Source organism: Paraburkholderia sp. SIMBA_053 (assembly GCF_046534895.1).
Taxonomy (GTDB): Bacteria; Pseudomonadota; Gammaproteobacteria; order Burkholderiales; family Burkholderiaceae; genus Paraburkholderia; species Paraburkholderia caledonica.
This window is the reverse complement of sequence record NZ_JAWRXU010000002.1, coordinates 1,150,002-1,167,481: the sequence shown is the minus strand read 5'-3', so window position 1 is coordinate 1,167,481 and position 17,480 is coordinate 1,150,002. Positions and strand designations below refer to the sequence as shown.

Sequence of the window (17,480 nt, the reverse complement as noted above, 5' to 3'; positions counted from 1 at the left end):
CGGCCGCTCTCACACTCCAGCAAATCCAACGAATTCGCGCCACAAATCCGGCTAGTCCAGTTGACTGAGCCCCGCGTCACAGTCGCGTGACCGAATTTGTCAGCAAGGCCTTGATTCGGCAATCAGCCCCAGTCCAACCCATCCCGTTTCCCCCCCCCAGCGCGCCGTCCCGCTGCCCCTACACCGACGCGCGTCGCGAGCCTTCTTCCCGGAGCAGCAACTCTTCACTGTTGCTCGCATTCCCGCCAAGAAAAGCCCGCAAATCGGCAAGCACGCGCTCGGGCGCTTCTTCCATTGGAATGTGTCCTAGACCCGGATACGTGACCGACTTCGCGCCCGGAATGCGCCGGGCGAATTCGGCGGCGTGCGCAGTGGGAATCCAGCGGTCCTTCGCGCCCCACAAGACGAGCGTGGGAACCGCGAGCGTAGTCAGCACGTCTGTATCGAGTTCTTCGAAATCGAGTGTCGGCACCATCTTGCCGATCGCGGCGCGCGTGCCTTCGCCGTGAAAAAAGTCGACGTAGCGCCGCAGCGTGACGGCGTCGAGTTTGCGCGCATCGCCATACACGTTGCGCACGGCGCTTCTAATGATGATTTCCGGCAGCCATCGCGGCGAACTCGCGCGCACCAGCGCGTGATTGAAAAGATCGATGTAGATGGGCAGCTTCATCGGGAAGCCGGCCGAGTCGATCAATACCAGGCGCTCGACCGCGTCGCGATGACGCACCGCGTAGTCCCACGCAATAAGCCCGCCGAGCGAATTGCCGATGAATACCGCGCGTGAGACGCCGAGCGCCTGCAGGAACGTGTCGATGAAACGCCGGTAGGTCGGCAGGTTCATCGTTTCAATGACGCCGGTACTGGAACGCAGCGGTCCCGTCACGCCAAACGGCGGCAGGTCGAGACGAATCACGCGGTGGGTGTGCTTGAGTTCATCGGCGACACGGTTCCAGGTGTGCAGCGAAGACGCGAAACCATGAATCATCACGATGGTGTCGCCACTGCCTTCGTCGACGTAATGAACGTCCGCGCCCATGATCCGGACGAACCTGGAGCCGCTTTGCGTGTAGCGCCGCCGCAATTCGTCGCGCGGCACACTCGTAATGCCGAGGCGAGCGGCGAGCGAGCGCGGCGGCAGCGCGGCAGAGTTCGATGGTCTCGTAGATGACGAGACCGAAGACCGAGGTTCTCTACTTGCCATGTTGTGCGTCTCCCTTTTTGTTCGAATCGAAACTGCAAACGGACATCGAACCAACGTCAGCCGCTATTGAATCAAGGCAAGAAGCGATAGTCCCGCGGCCGCACGCGCCGCGTCCGTTTGCGAAAGCTGAACGTGAAGCCCGGCCACAGCGCGGTCACCTTGCCGCTTCCTGTCTGATACCAGCTATGGCAGCCGCTCGACCACACGGAGCGCTGCATATTCTTCTGCAGGCGCGCGTTGTATTCGCGTTGCACGTCGGGACGCAGGTCCATCGCGCGTACGTTGCGCTCGCGTAGCACGCGCAGGCAATCGCCGATGTACTGCACTTGCGACTCGATCATGTAGATCATCGAGTTGTGGCCGAGAAAGGTGTTCGGACCAGCGATCATGAAGAAGTTGGGAAAGTCGGCGATGCTCGTGCCGAGATACGCTTCCGGACCGTCGCGCAGCCATAGCGCACGGAGATCCGCGCCACCGATGCCCGTCACCTCGAACGGCGCGCCGAAGCCGTTGAACTGAAAGCCGGTGCCGCAAATGATCGCGTCCGCCGCGTGATGCGCGCCATCTTGTGTCACGACGCCGTCCGCGACCACTTCACGAATGTCCGCTGTAATCACGTTCACGTTGGGTTCGACGAGCGCGCGATAGTAGTTGCTCGATAGCAGAACCCGCTTGCAGCCGAGGCGGTAATTCGGCGTGAGCTTCGCGCGCAGTTCCGGGTCTTTCACGCGTCGTGCGAGGTAGCTGAGACACAGCTTCATCGGGCGCTTCATCAGTTGCGGATGCCTCACGAAAGCAATGGCCTGCGATTCGAGCTTCCAGTAGATCGCACTGCGTACAAGTCGCTGCGTGAACGGCAGATGCTCGAAGAGCCAGCGCGTGCGTTCGCTAATGCGCTTGTTGGGCTTGGGCATGATCCATGGCGCGGTGCGCTGGAACAGATCGAGTTGCGCGACGCGCGGCTGGATTTCCGGCACGAACTGGATCGCGCTCGCGCCGGTGCCGATAACCGCGACGCGTTTTCCTTCGAGCGGATACGTGTGGTCCCAGCGCGCGGAATGAAACAGCTTGCCTTTGAAACTCTCGAGCCCCGCAATTTGCGGCATGGAAGGGCGGGATAGTCCACCGCTCGCTCCGATCAGCACATCTGCCTCGACGTTCTCGCGCATGCCGTCGACATCCAGTTCGATGTGCCACACGTGACGCGCTTCATCGAACCGCGCGGCCACGACGCGTGCATTGCAACGCACGTAACGATCCACGCCGTACTTGCGCGCGCAGTGCTTGAGGTAGGCGAGAATTTCCGCCTGGCCGCTGAACTCACGCGACCACGCCGGGTTCGGTTCGAAAGAAAACGAATACAGATGCGAGGGCACATCGCACCCGGCGCCCGGATAGGTGTTGTCGCGCCAGGTGCCGCCGATGTCGCCGGCGGCCTCGTAGAGCGTGAACGACGTAATGCCCATTTTTAGCAGACGCACGGCCATGCCGATGCCGGCGAAGCCGCTTCCCACGATTGCAATGCGCGGCGCGGCGGCTTGTGTGAATGCGGCGGATGAAGCGGGCGTCACAGCAATCTCCGGCAATGAAGTTCGGGCCGTGTCGTCATTCAGGAGACGCGGCGTGGCCGCGAACAGGCGGCCGCTCGAACGTTACGCGCAGGGTAGACAACTGTGCACCTCGCGTCAAGATCGTTTAGAGTACGCCTATTAAACGCGCGTGCTGCGCGGTGATTCAAAACCCATCACCAAGGCCATGACATCCGTATTCGAAGCCGTGCCGAATGCCGGCGACACTGCGGCAACTCAGGAATTGCCGGCCGGCAAACGCAAGCTGATTGAAGCCGCGCTGCGGTTGACCGCGGGCGGGCGCGGCTTCGCGAGCCTCGGTCTGCGCGAACTCGCGCGAGAGGCGGGGCTGAACCCGAACACGTTCTATCGTCATTTCGATACGCTCGACGATCTCGCGCGCGAAGCCGTCGATTCGGTAAGCCGTCGGTTGCGGCCGATGCTGCGCCGCGAGCGCTGGCTCGCCGCGCACGACGAACCGCACAGCGTGCCACGGCGCGCATGCGTGGCGTTCTTCGCGTTCGCGTTGGAAAACCGCGAGGCGTTTCTGAGCGCTTTAGCTGAGTATCACGGCACGTCGCCTGCGTTGCGCGAAGCCGTGCGCGCGACGCTTCATGCGGTGTCTGCGGAAATGGCGGACGACGTCGTGCAATTGCAATTGATGCCGGCACTGCCGCGCGATGTCGTCGATGAAGTGTGCACGCAGATCGTGCTGCAACTGTTCCATCTGTCAGCGGAGTTCATCGGCGCAGATGCGGACGTGAACGAAGAAGACAGCGATAACGTCGACGCCAACGTCGCCCGTCGGGATGCGCTCGTGAGTTATGCCGAGCGCTTTGTCGTGCGCCTATTTGCAGGCGCGATGTCGCTCGCGCGGCACGAGGAAGCGCAGGCGGCCGTATCGAAGCGTGCGTGATTCGTTGAGTGTGAAAAAAAACAGGCTCCATGAAGGGAGCCTGTTTTGCATCGTACGTCAGGTGCACCACGGTGCACCGCGCTTTGACCGGCGCGGCGGGCGAGGGCTACGTGTTGTCGCTCCAGCCGCCGGAATCGTCGCTGCTGCCCATGTCGATGCCGCCGCCGCTGTTATCGTTCCAGTCGTTCGAGCCCTGGCCGAAGTCGAGGCCGCCGCCGTTGTCGACATCGTTGCCGCGCCGGCGCGTTTCATCGTCGACGATCACGTCACGCTCAACCACGCGTTCACGTCCGGAGTTCAGCGCTTCTCCAAGCAGAACGCCGGTGAGCAGCCCACCCATGCCGCCGCCGAAACCGCCGCCTTGCTGCACGATAACCGGCGGTTGCTGCTGTTGATAAGGACCTTGCTGTTGATAAGGCGGCTGCGACGGATACGGCCCTTGCTGCGGATTGCCAAAGCGCTCGGCTTCGCGTGCATACGGCGATTGCGCGCTGTCAGCCGCGGCGCTTGCATTTGGATCGGGCCGGCCATCGGCTCGCGCGCGCAAGCTGCCGATGCGCTGCTCCAACTCGTCGAGTTGATACGGCGGCACCGGGTTCTTGCTGTTCGATAGCGCTTCGACGAGCGTTCGCAACTGGTCCTCCGTTGCTTCGACTTCTTTCTCCAATGCTTCGTGCCCCGGCGCGGTGGAAAGCTTTACGTCGAGCTTGAGCGAGCGCACTGAGTTGAGCAACTCGGTCGCACGCTTGAGTTGCACGCGACGGTCGTCATCCGCGCGCGTATCGTCCTGCGAGCGCGCACGGCGCAAGGTCCAACGCAGCACCAGCGCAATCACGCCAACGAGAATCAGAATGCCGACCCACATGCCGATGCCAGGACCATGGCGCTCAGGCGCTTGCTGCACGGCCGGCGTGTTCTGCTGGCCGAACGGATTGGTCGTGCGGTTCGTCAACGTGCCAATCCCGCTTTCACCGCCGTTGCCGCTCGTGCTCGCAGTGCGTTCGGCGTCGCGGCGAATGCGTGCCTCGACTTGCGCGAAGCGCGTCGGATCGGTGAAACGGATCTGCGGATCGAGCGTCTTGGCCTGCTGGACTTGCGCGAGCGCGTCGCCATAACGACCTTCACGGTCGAGCACCTGGCTGTACAGGTAGTGCGCATGTGCGTTGTTGGGATGCGCCTTCAGCACTTCGGACAGGCCGGCATCGGCCTGCTGCCAGTTGCCTTGCGACATTGCCGATTCGATCTGCTGCACCGTGGGCACGGCAAACGCTGCCGTGGATACGAGCATCAGCGAGACGAACGCACTTGCAATAACTTTTTTCATTTGCAGACCGGACGCCAAGCGCCCGTCTCCTTCAGTCGATTGCGGAGGCCGGCTAACCGGGGGCCGGCCAACCGGAGGCCGCCTTACCGCACACTGCGACGCAATTACTGAGCCGGCGAGTTGATCTGCTTTTTCAGTGCTTCCAGCCGGTCTTCCACCGACGGGCCGCGGTTCAGGTCTGCCAGCTTGTCGTCGAGCGCCTTGCCGCTTTTGACATCGGCGGAGTTCAGACGTGCGTCCGAACGGGCATTCGACAACGCGACCTTGTCTTCGAGCTTCTGAAAATCCTCGGACAGGTTTTTCCCGCCGATGCCGCCCAACGCCGTTGCAGCGACGTCTTTCGCTTCGGCGATCTGTTGCTTGGCTTGCAGAATGTTCGAACGCGCATTCAGATCGTTGCGACGGCTGCGCATGTCTTCGATCTGGCTCTTGAGCTGCGCGACCGACGGCTCCAGCGTAGAGAGTTCCTTGGTCAGCGCATCGCGTTCTGCTTCGGCCGTGGCTTGCGCGCCGAGCGCTTCGCGAGCCAGCGCTTCGTCGCCGGATTGCAGCGCGCGCTTTGCGCCGTCTTCGTACTTCTTCGCCTTGTCGGCGGCAACATCGCGCTTGCTTTGCTGTGTGGCCACTTGCGCCTGGATCTCGATCAGCGAATTCTCGGCGCGGCCGATGCTCTCGTCGAGTTCGCGTACGATCTGGCGCGAATCGCGGGACGGGTCTTGCACCGAGTCCGCAGCGTCGTTGAGGAGACCTTTTAGCGTGCGCGAAATGCTGTCAAAAAGCGACATGAAAACCTCCAGAGAATGGTGTCGGCGCTGAATATTCCTGCGCACTCAACTGCTTGTCACTACTACTTTACGCCGCCGCGCGAGAAGCTGCGCAGCGTTCGGACCGGAGGTCGGGGCTTGCTCGCCGATTGCAATAGCGCAACAGCAAATTGTCGGTTTCGCCTGTGCACGTATCGCATGACAAAGCGAAAGGTTTTCGGCGATGAGCGCACCGACCTGTCCCTCAGTAGCTCGCGGATATTACACCACGGGCTCTCTTAAAATGGGCTTAAAGGGCGCGATGAGCGAGCTGCTCAGTGTGCTCGCGGCGAGTGTCGCGAACGTGAACGGCGCAAGCCGCTAGCAAGCAAGCGAGTGAGAATGTGCGCAGTCGACCGCTTACAAACCCGTGCAAGCCGCTTGCATCGACGTTGCGCGTTCCATTGCTGCCCGCTATCGCGATAGTTACGCGAAGCGGCCGCCTTCGGGGCCAAGATCGCTGTGCGGATCGTCTTCATCGCGCATGGGGTCGAGACGAGGGCGCTTCAGCACGCTTTTCACGTGAGTCTGCACCGTCACGGCGGCGGGCAGCAGTTCCTCGATCGCGGCAGCGCGTGCCGCCGCCATTCTCGCGACAGCCTCGGCGGTTGCCACGGCGTCTTCGTCGACTTCGGCGGTAAGCGCCGCCAGCACGTCAGCAGGCAGCAGCGGGGCAGGTGCAGGCACGGGTGGCACATTTTCAGCCGGAGTTGCAGCGGCCGACGTTGTCGAATCGCCCGGAATACCCGCACCATTGGCCTCCGAACCGGTCCGGAGGCTTACGCGCGTTTGCAGCGCGGCCGGCAGCGCGTCGCGCGCAACCTTCGCGTCGTGCGCGACACGCTGCAGCGCCGCGTCGAGCGCGTCAGGCGCGCGGGGCACATTGAGCCGATCGACGATACTCGCTGCTTTCACCTGCTCGCTGGTCGCGCTGAAACTCAGCACTGCGCGCCGCATGAGCTCGCTGACGCTAATGCGGAGTTCGTCCGCAGTGGCGGCGATCGCGCGTTTCTGCGCGGGCGTGACGAATACGACGATGCGTTCGCTGGGCTTTGTCATGATCGGCTCGCATACTTGTTGGCATGGCGCCTGACGGCGCGCATCGGCGCACATCGGCATGCGCGGAGTCCATCATATGACGAGTTGCGCCGATCGCAAACGGGCGCTTCATGAAAATGCCGTGACATCAACGAGTTGTCGCGCTTTTTGTGGTCTTGTCCACAGGCCTTTCAACAAAAACTGGGGATAACTTTGCGAACGTGCGCAAGCGCCTCGCAAGCCTGCCGAATCTACCCACGCTCTGCCGCCGGGACTGGAAGCGAAGGGAATTCTTACAAAAAAACTCCGTTGAGCGCCGCTTGATTTCTTTAAAATGCGCTGTTACGTTGCGCCGGACAATGTCCCGGGTGCGCTGTGGCGACTCGCCGGGGCACAGAGTCGCACGGCGGTCTGCGCCCAGACTACGCCGCTCACGATTCATGCGCGCCTGACGCGCGAGAACAAGGCGTTGAGCTACGCGCCCACTATTCCAGTCATGCCAATCATCAAACGACCGCATTCCTCGCAATCTCCGGCCGGTCAAGACCGGGACTCCTACCACCGCACGCAGGGACGCAACGCCGCTTCGCGCGACGCCGAAGAGGGCGGCCGCTCGATCGGCGCGACGGTTGCGATCTGGTTCGCGAGCCTCGTCGCGATTGTCGCCGTGGTGGGCGCGCTGATCGTCGGCTACGCACTTGTGGTGATGGGGCCGCAACTGCCTTCGCTCGACGCGCTGACCGACTATCGTCCGAAAGTGCCGCTGCGTGTCTATACGGCGGACCATGTGCTGATCGGCGAATTCGGCGAGGAACGGCGCAGTCTCGTGCGCTTCCAGGACATTCCCGACCAGATGAAGAAAGCGGTGCTCGCAATTGAAGACTATCGCTTCTACGAGCACGGCGGGGTCGACTTCCTCGGCATTCTGCGGGCCGGCTTTGCCGACCTCGCGCACGGCGGCGCGTCGCAGGGCGCGAGCACGATCACGATGCAGGTCGCGCGCAACTTCTTTCTGTCGAGCGAGAAAACCTATACGCGCAAGATCTACGAAATGCTGCTCGCGTACAAGATCGAGCGCGCGTTGACGAAGGACCAGATTCTCGAGCTGTACATGAACCAGATCTATCTGGGCGAGCGCGCTTACGGCTTTGCCGCGGCAGCGCGCGTGTACTTCGGCAAAGATCTGAAAGACATCACGCTTGCGCAGGCCGCGATGCTCGCGGGTCTGCCGAAAGCGCCGTCCGCGTATAACCCGGTCGTGAATCCGAAGCGCGCAAAAATCCGTCAGGAATACATTCTCAGGCGCATGCTGGAGTTGCGCTACATCAGCCAGGATCAGTACGCCCAGGCGGTGAAAGAAGAGATTCACACGCGGAACCCCGGCAACGAATACAGCGTGCACGCCGAGTACATTGCCGAAATGGTTCGCCAGATGATGTACGCGCAGTACAAGGACGAAACGTATACGCGCGGCCTGAATGTCACGACCACCATCGATTCCGCCGACCAGGACGCCGCGTATCGCGCGGTGCGCAAGGGCGTGATGGATTACGAGCGGCGCCACGGTTATCGCGGGCCGGAAGGCTTCGTGCAATTGCCCGCGCCTGGCGACGACCGCGATCAGACCATCGACGACGCACTCAACGATCATCCCGATAACGGCGAGATCATCGCCGCGGTCGTCACGGACGCGAGCCCGAAGCAGGTGAAGGCGCAACTGGTGGACGGCACGCAGGTGACTATCGCCGGTGATGGCTTGCGCTTTGCCGCCAGTGCGTTGAGCGCACGCGGCGCGGCGGCAACGAAGATCAGGCCGGGATCGATTGTGCGCGTGATGAACGACGCCAAGGGCAACTGGCAGATCACGCAGCTCCCGCAGGTGGAAGGCGCGCTCGTGTCGCTCACGCCGCAGGACGGTGCGATTCGCGCGCTCGTCGGCGGGTTCGACTTCAACAAGAACAAGTTCAATCACATCACGCAAGCCTGGCGTCAGCCCGGTTCGAGCTTCAAACCCTTCATTTATTCGGCGGCGCTCGACAAGGGGCTCGGACCGGCCACGATCATCAACGACGCACCGCTGTACTTCCCGTCGAGCACGCCGGGCGGTGATGCGTGGGAGCCGAAGGACGACGACCAGCCCGACGGGCCGATGCCGATGCGTCTCGCGTTGCAGAAGTCGAAGAACCTGGTTTCGATCCGGATCCTGTCGTATATCGGCACGAAGTACGCGCAAGACTTCGTTACGCAACGCTTCGGTTTCGACGCCGACAAGACTCCGCCGTACCTGCCGATGGCACTCGGCGCGGGGCTCGTGACGCCGTTGCAGTCGGCGGGTGCGTATTCGGTCTTCGCGAACGGCGGCTATCGCATCAACCCGTATCTGATCAACGAAGTGACGGACGCACGCGGCGAGCCGCTGTCGAAAGCGCAGCCGCTTACCGCAGGTCGCGACGCGCCGCGCACGCTTGAGCCGCGTAACGCGTACATCATGAACAGCCTGCTGCATTCGGTCGCGACCGCAGGCACTGGCGCGGGCACCAACGTGCTGCATCGGTCGGACCTGCAGGGCAAGACCGGAACGACCAACGACGCGAAGGACGGCTGGTTCGCCGGCTATCAGCAATCGCTCGTCGCGGTCGCGTGGATGGGTTACGACCAGCCGAAGACGCTCGGCAGCCGCGAATTCGGCGCACAGCTCGCGCTGCCGATCTGGGTCGAGTACATGCAGCGCGCGTTGCGCGGCGTGCCGCAGAGCGAGCCGGCGCAGCCCCAAGGGGTGACTTCCGTCGACGGCGAACTGTTCTACTCGGACATGACGCCGGGCAACGGTTTTGTCGCCAGCATCGGTCTCGATTCGGCGAATCCGACGGCGGGTGTGAACGACGCGGTCGGAGGCGTGGGGCCCGCGGGCTTGACGCCGCCGGCAGTGCCGCCGCCAAGCGTGTCGTCCAATGAGAAGAAGCAGATCATGGATCTGTTCGAATCGAACAAACCTTGATGAACAATGCGCGTGCTGGCCGATCGGCCGCGCGCGCAACGCGGTGCCCGCAGCGGTGACACGTGCAGGCTTCACGCTTTCCGGCGGCGCTCGGCCGGTAGCTAGCCTGCCGATTCTGTTTGCGAGACGCACGCTGTGTTTTAATCACGCCTGCGATGCTCGATCGGGGTCCATTAGCAGGCTGGATTCGTTAGCTGTTTCTATCTCGAGCATGGCTGCGTCTTGCGGCGAGCAAGGCGTCACCATCCCTCAAGCGCGCCCGGACCCGGCCGGATGCGCGCACATGCCACGTTGAGCGCTGGCGGCACAAGAGCCGCAGCCGCCGACGTGTTTGCCTTCCAGCATCCACCGGGTTCCGCATTGAAAAGTCGAATTCTCATCTGTCTGATGACGGGGCTGCTGCGCGCCTTCGCAATATTGCCGTATGGGCTCGTCGCGCGGTTCGGCAACGGCGTCGGCGCTCTGCTGTACCGGATTCCGAGCACCCGCCGGCGGGTGGTGCATACCAACCTGAAATTGTGTTTCCCCGACATGAGCGACGCGGCGCGCGAACGTCTTGCGCGTGCGCATTTCTGCCACGTGATCCGCAGTTATGTCGAGCGTGGGCCGCAATGGTTCGGCAATGCGCAGGCGCTGGCCCGTCTCGTCGAAGTGGAAAGCGCAATCGATCTCGCGGACGTCCAGTCTCAACCGACGATCTTCGTCGGCTTCCACTTTGTCGGCATCGAGGCAGGCTGCATGATGTATTCGACGCGGCATCCGGTGGCGTCCCTTTACACGCCGATGTCGAACCTGTTGCTCGACGCGATGGCGAGGCGCCAGCGCGGGCGTTTCGGCACCGAGATGATTCCCCGCAGCGACAGTGTGCGGCGCGCGTTGCGTGCCTTGCGCGACGGCACGCCGGTAATGCTCGCGGCAGACATGGACTTCGGTTTGCGCGATTCGGTGTTCGTGCCGTTCTTTGGCGTCCAGGCCTGCACGCTCACTTCGGTCTCGCGGATGGCGCGCGCGGCGAACGCCCGGGTCGTGCCGTTCGTGACGGAGGTGCTGCCGGGCTATCGCGGCTACAAGCTGAGTATCTTCGAGCCGCTAGCCGGTTTTCCGTCGAACGACGTAACGGTGGACGCGCGACGGATCACCGAGTTTCTCGAGACGCAGGTGCGACGGATTCCTGATCAATATTATTGGGTGCACAAGCGCTTCAAGAATCGTCCGGAAGGGGAGGCGGGCGTTTATTGACGCAGCGTGCGCCCGTATGTGCGTGCTGTCGTTGCGCGGGCAGTGGCGGCAAAACGCGTCACGAGGGCAAACGCTTGTGCGTTCAAGCACTTGGGTGTTGTGTCCTATGGTTATCCACAAAGCTGTGAACAAAGTCTGTGGATAGATTGGTTCCGCAAGGCATGAGGCGAAAAATCATATGGGCCACCAACGTCCGATCCGACGGACGCTTCCCATCCTGTCGACCCATGCTTCATTCCACGCCGCCACCCATAACACCAGCCGGCTCAATGAGTTAGCCCGCTTGTCAGAAAGTTTTCAACAGCCTATTCAACATCAACTGGGGATAAGTGCGGGGCGTCAATTCGGATTGCCTGGTTCGGCCCCGGACGCGTGCGCAGTTGCCCTTGATGTTGTCTGCGCAGTTGCGCCTGGACTTGCTCCCGATCCCGCCGCCTCGACGGGCGGATTGCCCATCGCCTGAAATAGCGCCGCCGTGTCCGTCAGACGCGCGCTCGTATAGCGAATCTCGTCGAGTTGCGCGTTGCGAAATTGCTGCTCGCTCGTGCGGGTGGACGATACAGGTACGGCGCCGAGCCGATAGCGGCCGGAGGTTTCATCGAAGATTCCCTGAGCGGAACGCGTCGCTGTATTCGCGGCGTCCAGCGCCTGCGCGTCGTGTTCGAGCGCGGCCAGCGTGTCGGCGACATTCTGGAACGCGGCAAGCACCGTCTGCTTGTATTGCGACACCGTGGCCTCATAGGTGTTCATGGCCGCGCGGCGCTGTGCGACCAGCGCGCCGCCGTGAAATAACGGCTGCGATAAAGAGGCGCCGATGCTCCAGATGGCGCCCGCACCGGAGAGCGCGACGGGCCAGCTGAAGCCGCCTTGTCCCATCGATGCGCTTAGCGACAGGCTCGGGTACATCTGCGCGGTTGCTACGCCCACATCGGCGGCCGCAGCTTTTAGCGCGGCGTCGGCAGCCTGAATGTCGGGCCGAGCCTGTAACAGTTCGCTCGGCACAACCACCGGCACCTGCTCGGGCAGATGCAAGCCCGCGAGTTCGAGATCGGCTGGCGCGGCGTCCGGGGTACGACCGAGCAGCACGGCCAATGCATGACGTGTGGTTTGCCATTGCTGCCGCAACCCCGGCAGGCTCGCGGACAAGCTCGCCGCACTCTGTTGCGCGCTCAACTGATCGGCGTGCGACACGGCCCCGAGCGCATAGCGTCGTTGTGTGTCGCGTGCCTGATCGTCGGCAAGCGTCACGAGCCGTTCGGTGGTGTCGATCTGCGCGCGCAACGCGGCGCTCGTAATCGCGGCGCTCACGATGTTCGCGGCGAGCGCGCGACGGGCAGCATCCAGCTGATACGCCTGCACGTTCACGCGTGCGGCCAGCGCGGCGTCGGCGAGGCGCGAGGCGCCGAACAGGTCGATCGTGTAATGCGCCTGCAATTGGCCTACGAAGATGTTGTACAGGAACGTGTTTGGACCAATTTCCGGAATCGCGAGCGCGCGATTGCGCGTCGCCTGGCCGCCTGCGTCGATGGTGGGCAGCATCGAGCTGCCAATCTGGCCGCGCAGCTGTTCGCGCGCGGCGGCGAGACTCTGCTCGGTCGCCGCGAGAGTCGGGCTGTTGCGCAGCCCTTCGTCGACGAGCGCATCCAGCGCGTCCGATCGATACAGCTTCCACCATTCGGGTACCGGCTTAGCGCCGACCACGAACTGCTGCGCGACGCCTTGCGCCAGGACCGTCTGCGCCGGTTGCGCTTCGCTGCCGTAGTGGACTGGCTGCGGCATCGCCGGCGGCTGGCCGTTAGGCCCGAACGAACAGGCCGCCAATACAAAAGCGGAGCCCGCGAGCGCAACGCTCGACGGCAGGTGTGCGGCCTTCAAACCGCCGAAGCATCGAACGACGCAGGAACGTGCGAAGTGGATCATGCTCAATTCCCCGTATGCGCCGTGCCGGACGCGGACGGCGTTTGCGGCTCGCGCTCGTCGTTGCGTACTCTGAACGACATGGCGTAAAGAGCCGGCAGATAGAACAAGGTGAGGACGGTCGCGCTCGTGATGCCGCCCATCAGCGCGGTCGCCATCGGACCAAAGAAGTTGGAGCGCAACAGCGGAATCAGCGCGAGGACGGCGGCCGCCGCGGTCAACGTGATCGGGCGGAAACGCCGCACCGTGGCGCCGACGATCGCATCGAAACGCTTATGCCCCGAAGCAATGTCCTGCTCGATCTGGTCCACCAGAATGACCGAGTTACGCATGATGATGCCGAACATCGCGATCACACCGAGCATTGCGACGAAGCCGAACGGCTGGCCGAACAGCAGCAGCGTGAACACGACGCCGATCAGGCCGAGCGGCGCGGTGAGCACCACCATCAGCACACGCGCGAAGCTCTGCAACTGGATCATCAGCAGCGTCAGCACGGCGATGATCATGATCGGCATCTGCGCATTGATCGAGGTCTGGCCCTTGCCGCTTTCCTCGACCGAGCCGCCTATCTGGATGCGGTAACCAACGGGCAAGTTCGCCCGGATCGGACCCAGCGCCTTGTCGACAGCATGCGTGACGTCGATGCCTTGCGCGCCCGGCGCCACATCTGACTGCACGGTGATAGTGGGCTGCCGGTCGCGTTCCCAGATCACGCCATACTCCAGATCGTTGCGCAGATGCCCGAGCGTACCGAGCGGCACCGCGCCGTTCGGCGTCGGCATGGCGAGCGTAAGCAGCTTCGCCGGGTCCACACGCTCAGCCTTCGGCGCACGCAGATCGACGCTGATCAGCTTGTCGCGCTCGCGATATTGGGTGACGGTGTAGCCCGACAGTGTCATCGCGAGGAAGCTCGAGATGTCGTCGGAACTCACGCCGAGTTCCCGGGCTTTCTTCTGGTCGACTTCAAAGCGCACCGAGCGCTCGGCCGGCTCGTCCCAATCGAACTGCACGTTGCGCGTGCCGTGGTCGCTGCGCAGCGTCGCGGCAACGCGTTCCGCGATCGAGCGGACCGTCGCGATGTCGTCGCCGCTCACGCGGAACTGCACCGGATAACCGACGGGCGGCCCGTTTTCGAGGCGCGACAGGCGCGTGCGAATGGCAGGGAAGTTGTTGCGCAACTCGGGTTCGAGCCATTGCGCGAGTTTCTCGCGGTCCTTCACGGATTTCGCCGTAATCACGAACTGCGCGAAATTGGGCTGGGTCAACTGCTGGTCGAGCGGCAGGTAAAAACGCGGCGCACCGGTGCCGACGAAATCTACCGTGTGATCGATTTCGGGCCGGCCCACCAGGACTTTTTCGAGCCGCTGCGCCTCGCGCAACGTGGCATTGAAGGAGGCGCCCTCAGGCAGCCGCACGTCAACCAGCAATTCGGGCCGATCGGAGCTCGGGAAGAACTGTTGCGGCACGAGCGTGAAACCCGCCATCGCGAGAACGAACAATACGACGGTGATGGCGAGCACGATAAAACGCCGTTCGATACACCAGCCGATCCAGCCACGCAGACGTGAGTAAAAACGCGTGTCGTAAATGTCGTGCTCATGGTCGTCGGCTTCATGCGCCGCACGCTTGCGCTCGGGCAGCAGGTGATAGCCGAGCAGCGGAATTAACACGACCGCTGCCAGCCACGACGCAATCAGCGCGATGGCGGAGACTTCGAAAATCGAGCGCGTGTACTCGCCTGTGCTCGACTTGGCCAATGCAATCGGCAGAAAGCCGGACACGGTGACGAGCGTACCGGTCAGCATCGGAAACGCGGTACTGGTGTAGGCAAACGCCGCGGCACGCGTGCGGCTCCAGCCTTGTTCCAGTTTCACCGCCATCATTTCCACAGCGATGATCGCGTCGTCGACGAGCAGCCCGAGCGCGAGCACGAGCGTGCCGAGCGACACCTTGTGCAGCCCGATGTCGAACAGGTACATGCACAGCGCGGTGACGGCGAGCACGACCGGAATCGAGATCACCACCACCATGCCGGTGCGCACGCCGAGCGACACGAGACTCACCACGAGCACGATGGCGACGGCTTCGGCCACGGCTTCCAGAAAGTCGTCGACGGAATGGGCGACCGCGTGCGGCATGCTCGACACTTCGGTCAGTTGCAAGCCAACGGGCATGGCTTTGCGCAGGCGGACCATTTCTGCGTCGAGCGCCTTGCCGAGGCGAATCACGTCGCCGCCCGGCTGCATCGTCACGCCAATGCCGAGCACCGCCTTGCCGCCCGCCCGCATCTGCGTGACGACCGGATCGTCGTAGCCGCGCTTGATCGTCGCGATGTCGCCGAGACGGAACGAACGGCCGTTGATGCGAACCAGCGTGTCGGCGAGCGCGGCCACGTCCTTGAACTGGCCGCTCGGGCGGACGAACACGCGGTCGTCGGTCGTGGTGAGCGTGCCCGCTTGCGACACCGCGTTCTGCGAGTTGATCGCCTGGCCGAGTTGCTGCGGCGAAATGCCGAGACGCGTCAACTGCGTATTCGTTATTTCGATGTAGATGTGCTGATCCGGATCGCCGAAATAATCGACCTTGGCGACGCCGGGCACGCGCAGCAGAACAGTGCGCAACTGATCCGCGTAATCGTGCAGTTGCGCGGGAGAAAAGCCGTCGCCTTCGAGCGTGTAGATGTTGGTGTAGACGTCGCCGAACTCGTCGTTGAAAAACGGCCCCTGGATACCTTGCGGCAAAGTCGCCGCAATGTCGCCGACTTTCTTGCGCACCTGATACCAGGTTTCGGGCACGTCCTTCACCGGCGCCGAGTCTTTCATCGTGAAGAACATCAGCGACTCGCCGGGGCGCGAGTAACTGCGCACGAAGTCGATTGCGGGCGTTTCCTGCAACTTGCGGCCGATGCGGTCCGTGACCTGTTCCTGCACCTGCCGCGCGGTCGCGCCGGGCCAGAACGTGCGGATCACCATGACGCGAAACGTGAAGGGCGGATCTTCGGATTGCGCAAGCCGCGTGTAGGCAAGGATGCCGAATGCGGTAGCAAGCGCGATCAGGAAGACGACCAGCGCCTGATGACGCAGCGCCCACGCGGACAGGTTGAAGCGTCCCTCTTCATGCGTCGTGCTCATGAAGCGAAGTCCTCGGGATGCAGCGGTGCGATTGCACGGACTTTCTCGCCGGCGCTCACGGTGTGCACGCCTTGCAGCACGACATGTTCGCCGTCTTTGAGGCCCTGGCTGATGACGATTGTGCGTTCGTTATAGCGCGCGACGGTGACCCGGCGCAGTTCGAGCATGCTGTCCGCAGCACGCACGACCCACACGGCCGGCTGCGTGCCGTCATGGAAGAGCGCAGTGGCCGGCAACACGATGAAGCCGTGCTCGCCTTGCGCGCCGCTTGCCGACGACGGCGCCGGCGCGGACAACGCGATGTCCGCGGTCATGCCGAGGCGCACGTCGGGGCCCGGATTGTCGAGTGTGAGTTTCGCGCGATAGGTGCGGCTTTGCGGATCGGCGGCGGGCGAGAGCTCGCGCACACGCGCCGTGAACTTGCGCCCCGGCAGCGCGCCGAGCGTGACGTTTGCCGTCTGCCCGACCGCAAGTCCGGCCAGCGCGCTTTCCGGCACGTCGCAGACTACGTCGACTTCGCCGCTCCACGCGAGGTTGTACACCGCCTGGCCTGCCGACACATTCTGACCCGTGTCGGCCTGCTCAGCGGTGATCACGCCGGCGTGATCGGCGACGAGGGTGGTGTATTGCAACTGGTCTTTCGATAAGGCCGCCTGCTGCGCCGCCTGATCGCGCTGCGCGGCAGCCGATGCATACGCATTCGTGGTCTGCTCGAGTTGCGCAGGTGCGATCAGATTCTCTTTTGCCTGCGCCTGATCGCGGTCCAGTTGCTGCTTCGCGTATTTATAGCTGTGCTCGGCGGCGGCGAGTTGGGCCTGCGCGCTGGCTGCGTTCTTCTGTGCATCCGCCGGGTCGAGCCGCGCGACGATCTGGCCGTTCCTGACCACGTCGCCAAGACGCACGCGCCGCTCGACGATCTTGCCGCCGACCCGAAACGACAGCGGCGTCGAATAGCGCGCCTGCACTTCACCGGGCAGCGACGTGACGGGCGCCGTGTTGCCGTCTGCATGAACCGCGACGGCCACCACCGGACGCGGCTCGGGCGCGCCTGCTTCTTTCTTCGAACATGCGTTCAACGCGACGACGCCTGCAAGAGCGAGAGCGAGCGCGGCGCGGCGCACAGACCTTGGCCGCGCGAGACGATGGGACTGCTCGCGCATCGCCGACGATGCGGGAAAACCGGGACGCTTCACAATTACCCCAACAGGAGACAGCGAACGAACACGGCAAGCCGCAGCGGCTCGCCAGCGAAGAGCGCATGCCGGTTCATGCATCTGGCATACGTGTCTGACTTCCAATGATGATTCGCATTCTAATACACACCTGTATTTGAATGTGGAGG

General features: G+C 63.2%; 11 protein-coding genes. 3 read left to right on the top strand and 8 right to left on the bottom strand.

Annotated features, from left to right (window positions below):
* Positions 1 to 178: 178 nt before the first annotated feature.
* Both SB753_RS11695 and SB753_RS11690 read right to left on the bottom strand, forming a co-directional pair.
* Positions 179 to 1,201, bottom strand: coding sequence for an alpha/beta fold hydrolase (locus SB753_RS11695; RefSeq protein WP_410800251.1), 1,023 nt, complete (start codon positions 1,199 to 1,201; stop codon positions 179 to 181).
* A gap of 71 nt (positions 1,202 to 1,272) precedes the next feature.
* A complete protein-coding gene (locus SB753_RS11690) occupies positions 1,273 to 2,772 on the bottom strand; it encodes a flavin-containing monooxygenase (protein ID WP_410800250.1) in 1,500 nt (499 codons plus the stop codon).
* 184 nt (positions 2,773 to 2,956) lie between these two features.
* Between SB753_RS11690 and SB753_RS11685 the strand changes: the two genes are divergently transcribed.
* Complete coding sequence (locus tag SB753_RS11685; RefSeq protein ID WP_410800249.1) at positions 2,957 to 3,685, top strand: TetR family transcriptional regulator; 729 nt, start codon at positions 2,957 to 2,959, stop codon at positions 3,683 to 3,685.
* A 106-nt stretch (positions 3,686 to 3,791) separates the two neighbouring features.
* On the opposite strand, the gene SB753_RS11680 is transcribed toward SB753_RS11685, so the two are convergent.
* From SB753_RS11680 to SB753_RS11670, 3 genes are all read right to left on the bottom strand, one after another.
* Positions 3,792 to 5,009, bottom strand: coding sequence for a tetratricopeptide repeat protein (locus SB753_RS11680; RefSeq protein ID WP_410800248.1), 1,218 nt, complete (start codon positions 5,007 to 5,009; stop codon positions 3,792 to 3,794).
* Between the two features lie 104 nt (positions 5,010 to 5,113).
* Positions 5,114 to 5,794 (bottom strand): PspA/IM30 family protein, encoded by a 681-nt coding sequence (locus tag SB753_RS11675; RefSeq protein ID WP_020070205.1) that lies wholly within the window; start codon positions 5,792 to 5,794, stop codon positions 5,114 to 5,116.
* A 444-nt stretch (positions 5,795 to 6,238) separates the two neighbouring features.
* Positions 6,239 to 6,871, bottom strand: coding sequence for a hypothetical protein (locus SB753_RS11670; RefSeq protein ID WP_088176712.1), 633 nt, complete (start codon positions 6,869 to 6,871; stop codon positions 6,239 to 6,241).
* 475 nt (positions 6,872 to 7,346) lie between these two features.
* On the opposite strand from SB753_RS11670, the gene SB753_RS11665 reads away from it, so the two are divergent.
* Complete coding sequence (locus tag SB753_RS11665) at positions 7,347 to 9,848, top strand: penicillin-binding protein 1A (RefSeq protein ID WP_392393344.1); 2,502 nt, start codon at positions 7,347 to 7,349, stop codon at positions 9,846 to 9,848.
* A 387-nt stretch (positions 9,849 to 10,235) separates the two neighbouring features.
* Positions 10,236 to 11,087: a lipid A biosynthesis lauroyl acyltransferase gene (locus SB753_RS11660; protein ID WP_392393488.1), complete on the top strand. Its 852-nt coding sequence runs from the start codon at positions 10,236 to 10,238 to the stop codon at positions 11,085 to 11,087.
* Positions 11,088 to 11,426: 339 nt separating this feature from the next.
* Here the strand turns inward: SB753_RS11660 and SB753_RS11655 are convergent, their stop codons facing one another.
* Genes SB753_RS11655 through SB753_RS11645 form a run of 3 tightly spaced genes read right to left on the bottom strand, consistent with a single transcriptional unit; the run spans position 11,427 to position 17,298 of the window.
* Complete coding sequence (locus SB753_RS11655) at positions 11,427 to 13,007, bottom strand: efflux transporter outer membrane subunit (protein WP_410800247.1); 1,581 nt, start codon at positions 13,005 to 13,007, stop codon at positions 11,427 to 11,429.
* A 2-nt stretch (positions 13,008 to 13,009) separates the two neighbouring features.
* Positions 13,010 to 16,138 (bottom strand): efflux RND transporter permease subunit, encoded by a 3,129-nt coding sequence (locus tag SB753_RS11650; RefSeq protein WP_410800246.1) that lies wholly within the window; start codon positions 16,136 to 16,138, stop codon positions 13,010 to 13,012.
* The gene (locus SB753_RS11645; RefSeq protein WP_410800301.1) at positions 16,135 to 17,298 is read right to left on the bottom strand and encodes an efflux RND transporter periplasmic adaptor subunit; all 1,164 of its coding nucleotides are present in this window, start codon (positions 17,296 to 17,298) and stop codon (positions 16,135 to 16,137) included. Before SB753_RS11645 ends, SB753_RS11650 begins: the two co-directional genes overlap by 4 nt.
* Between the last annotated feature and the right edge of the window lie 182 nt (positions 17,299 to 17,480).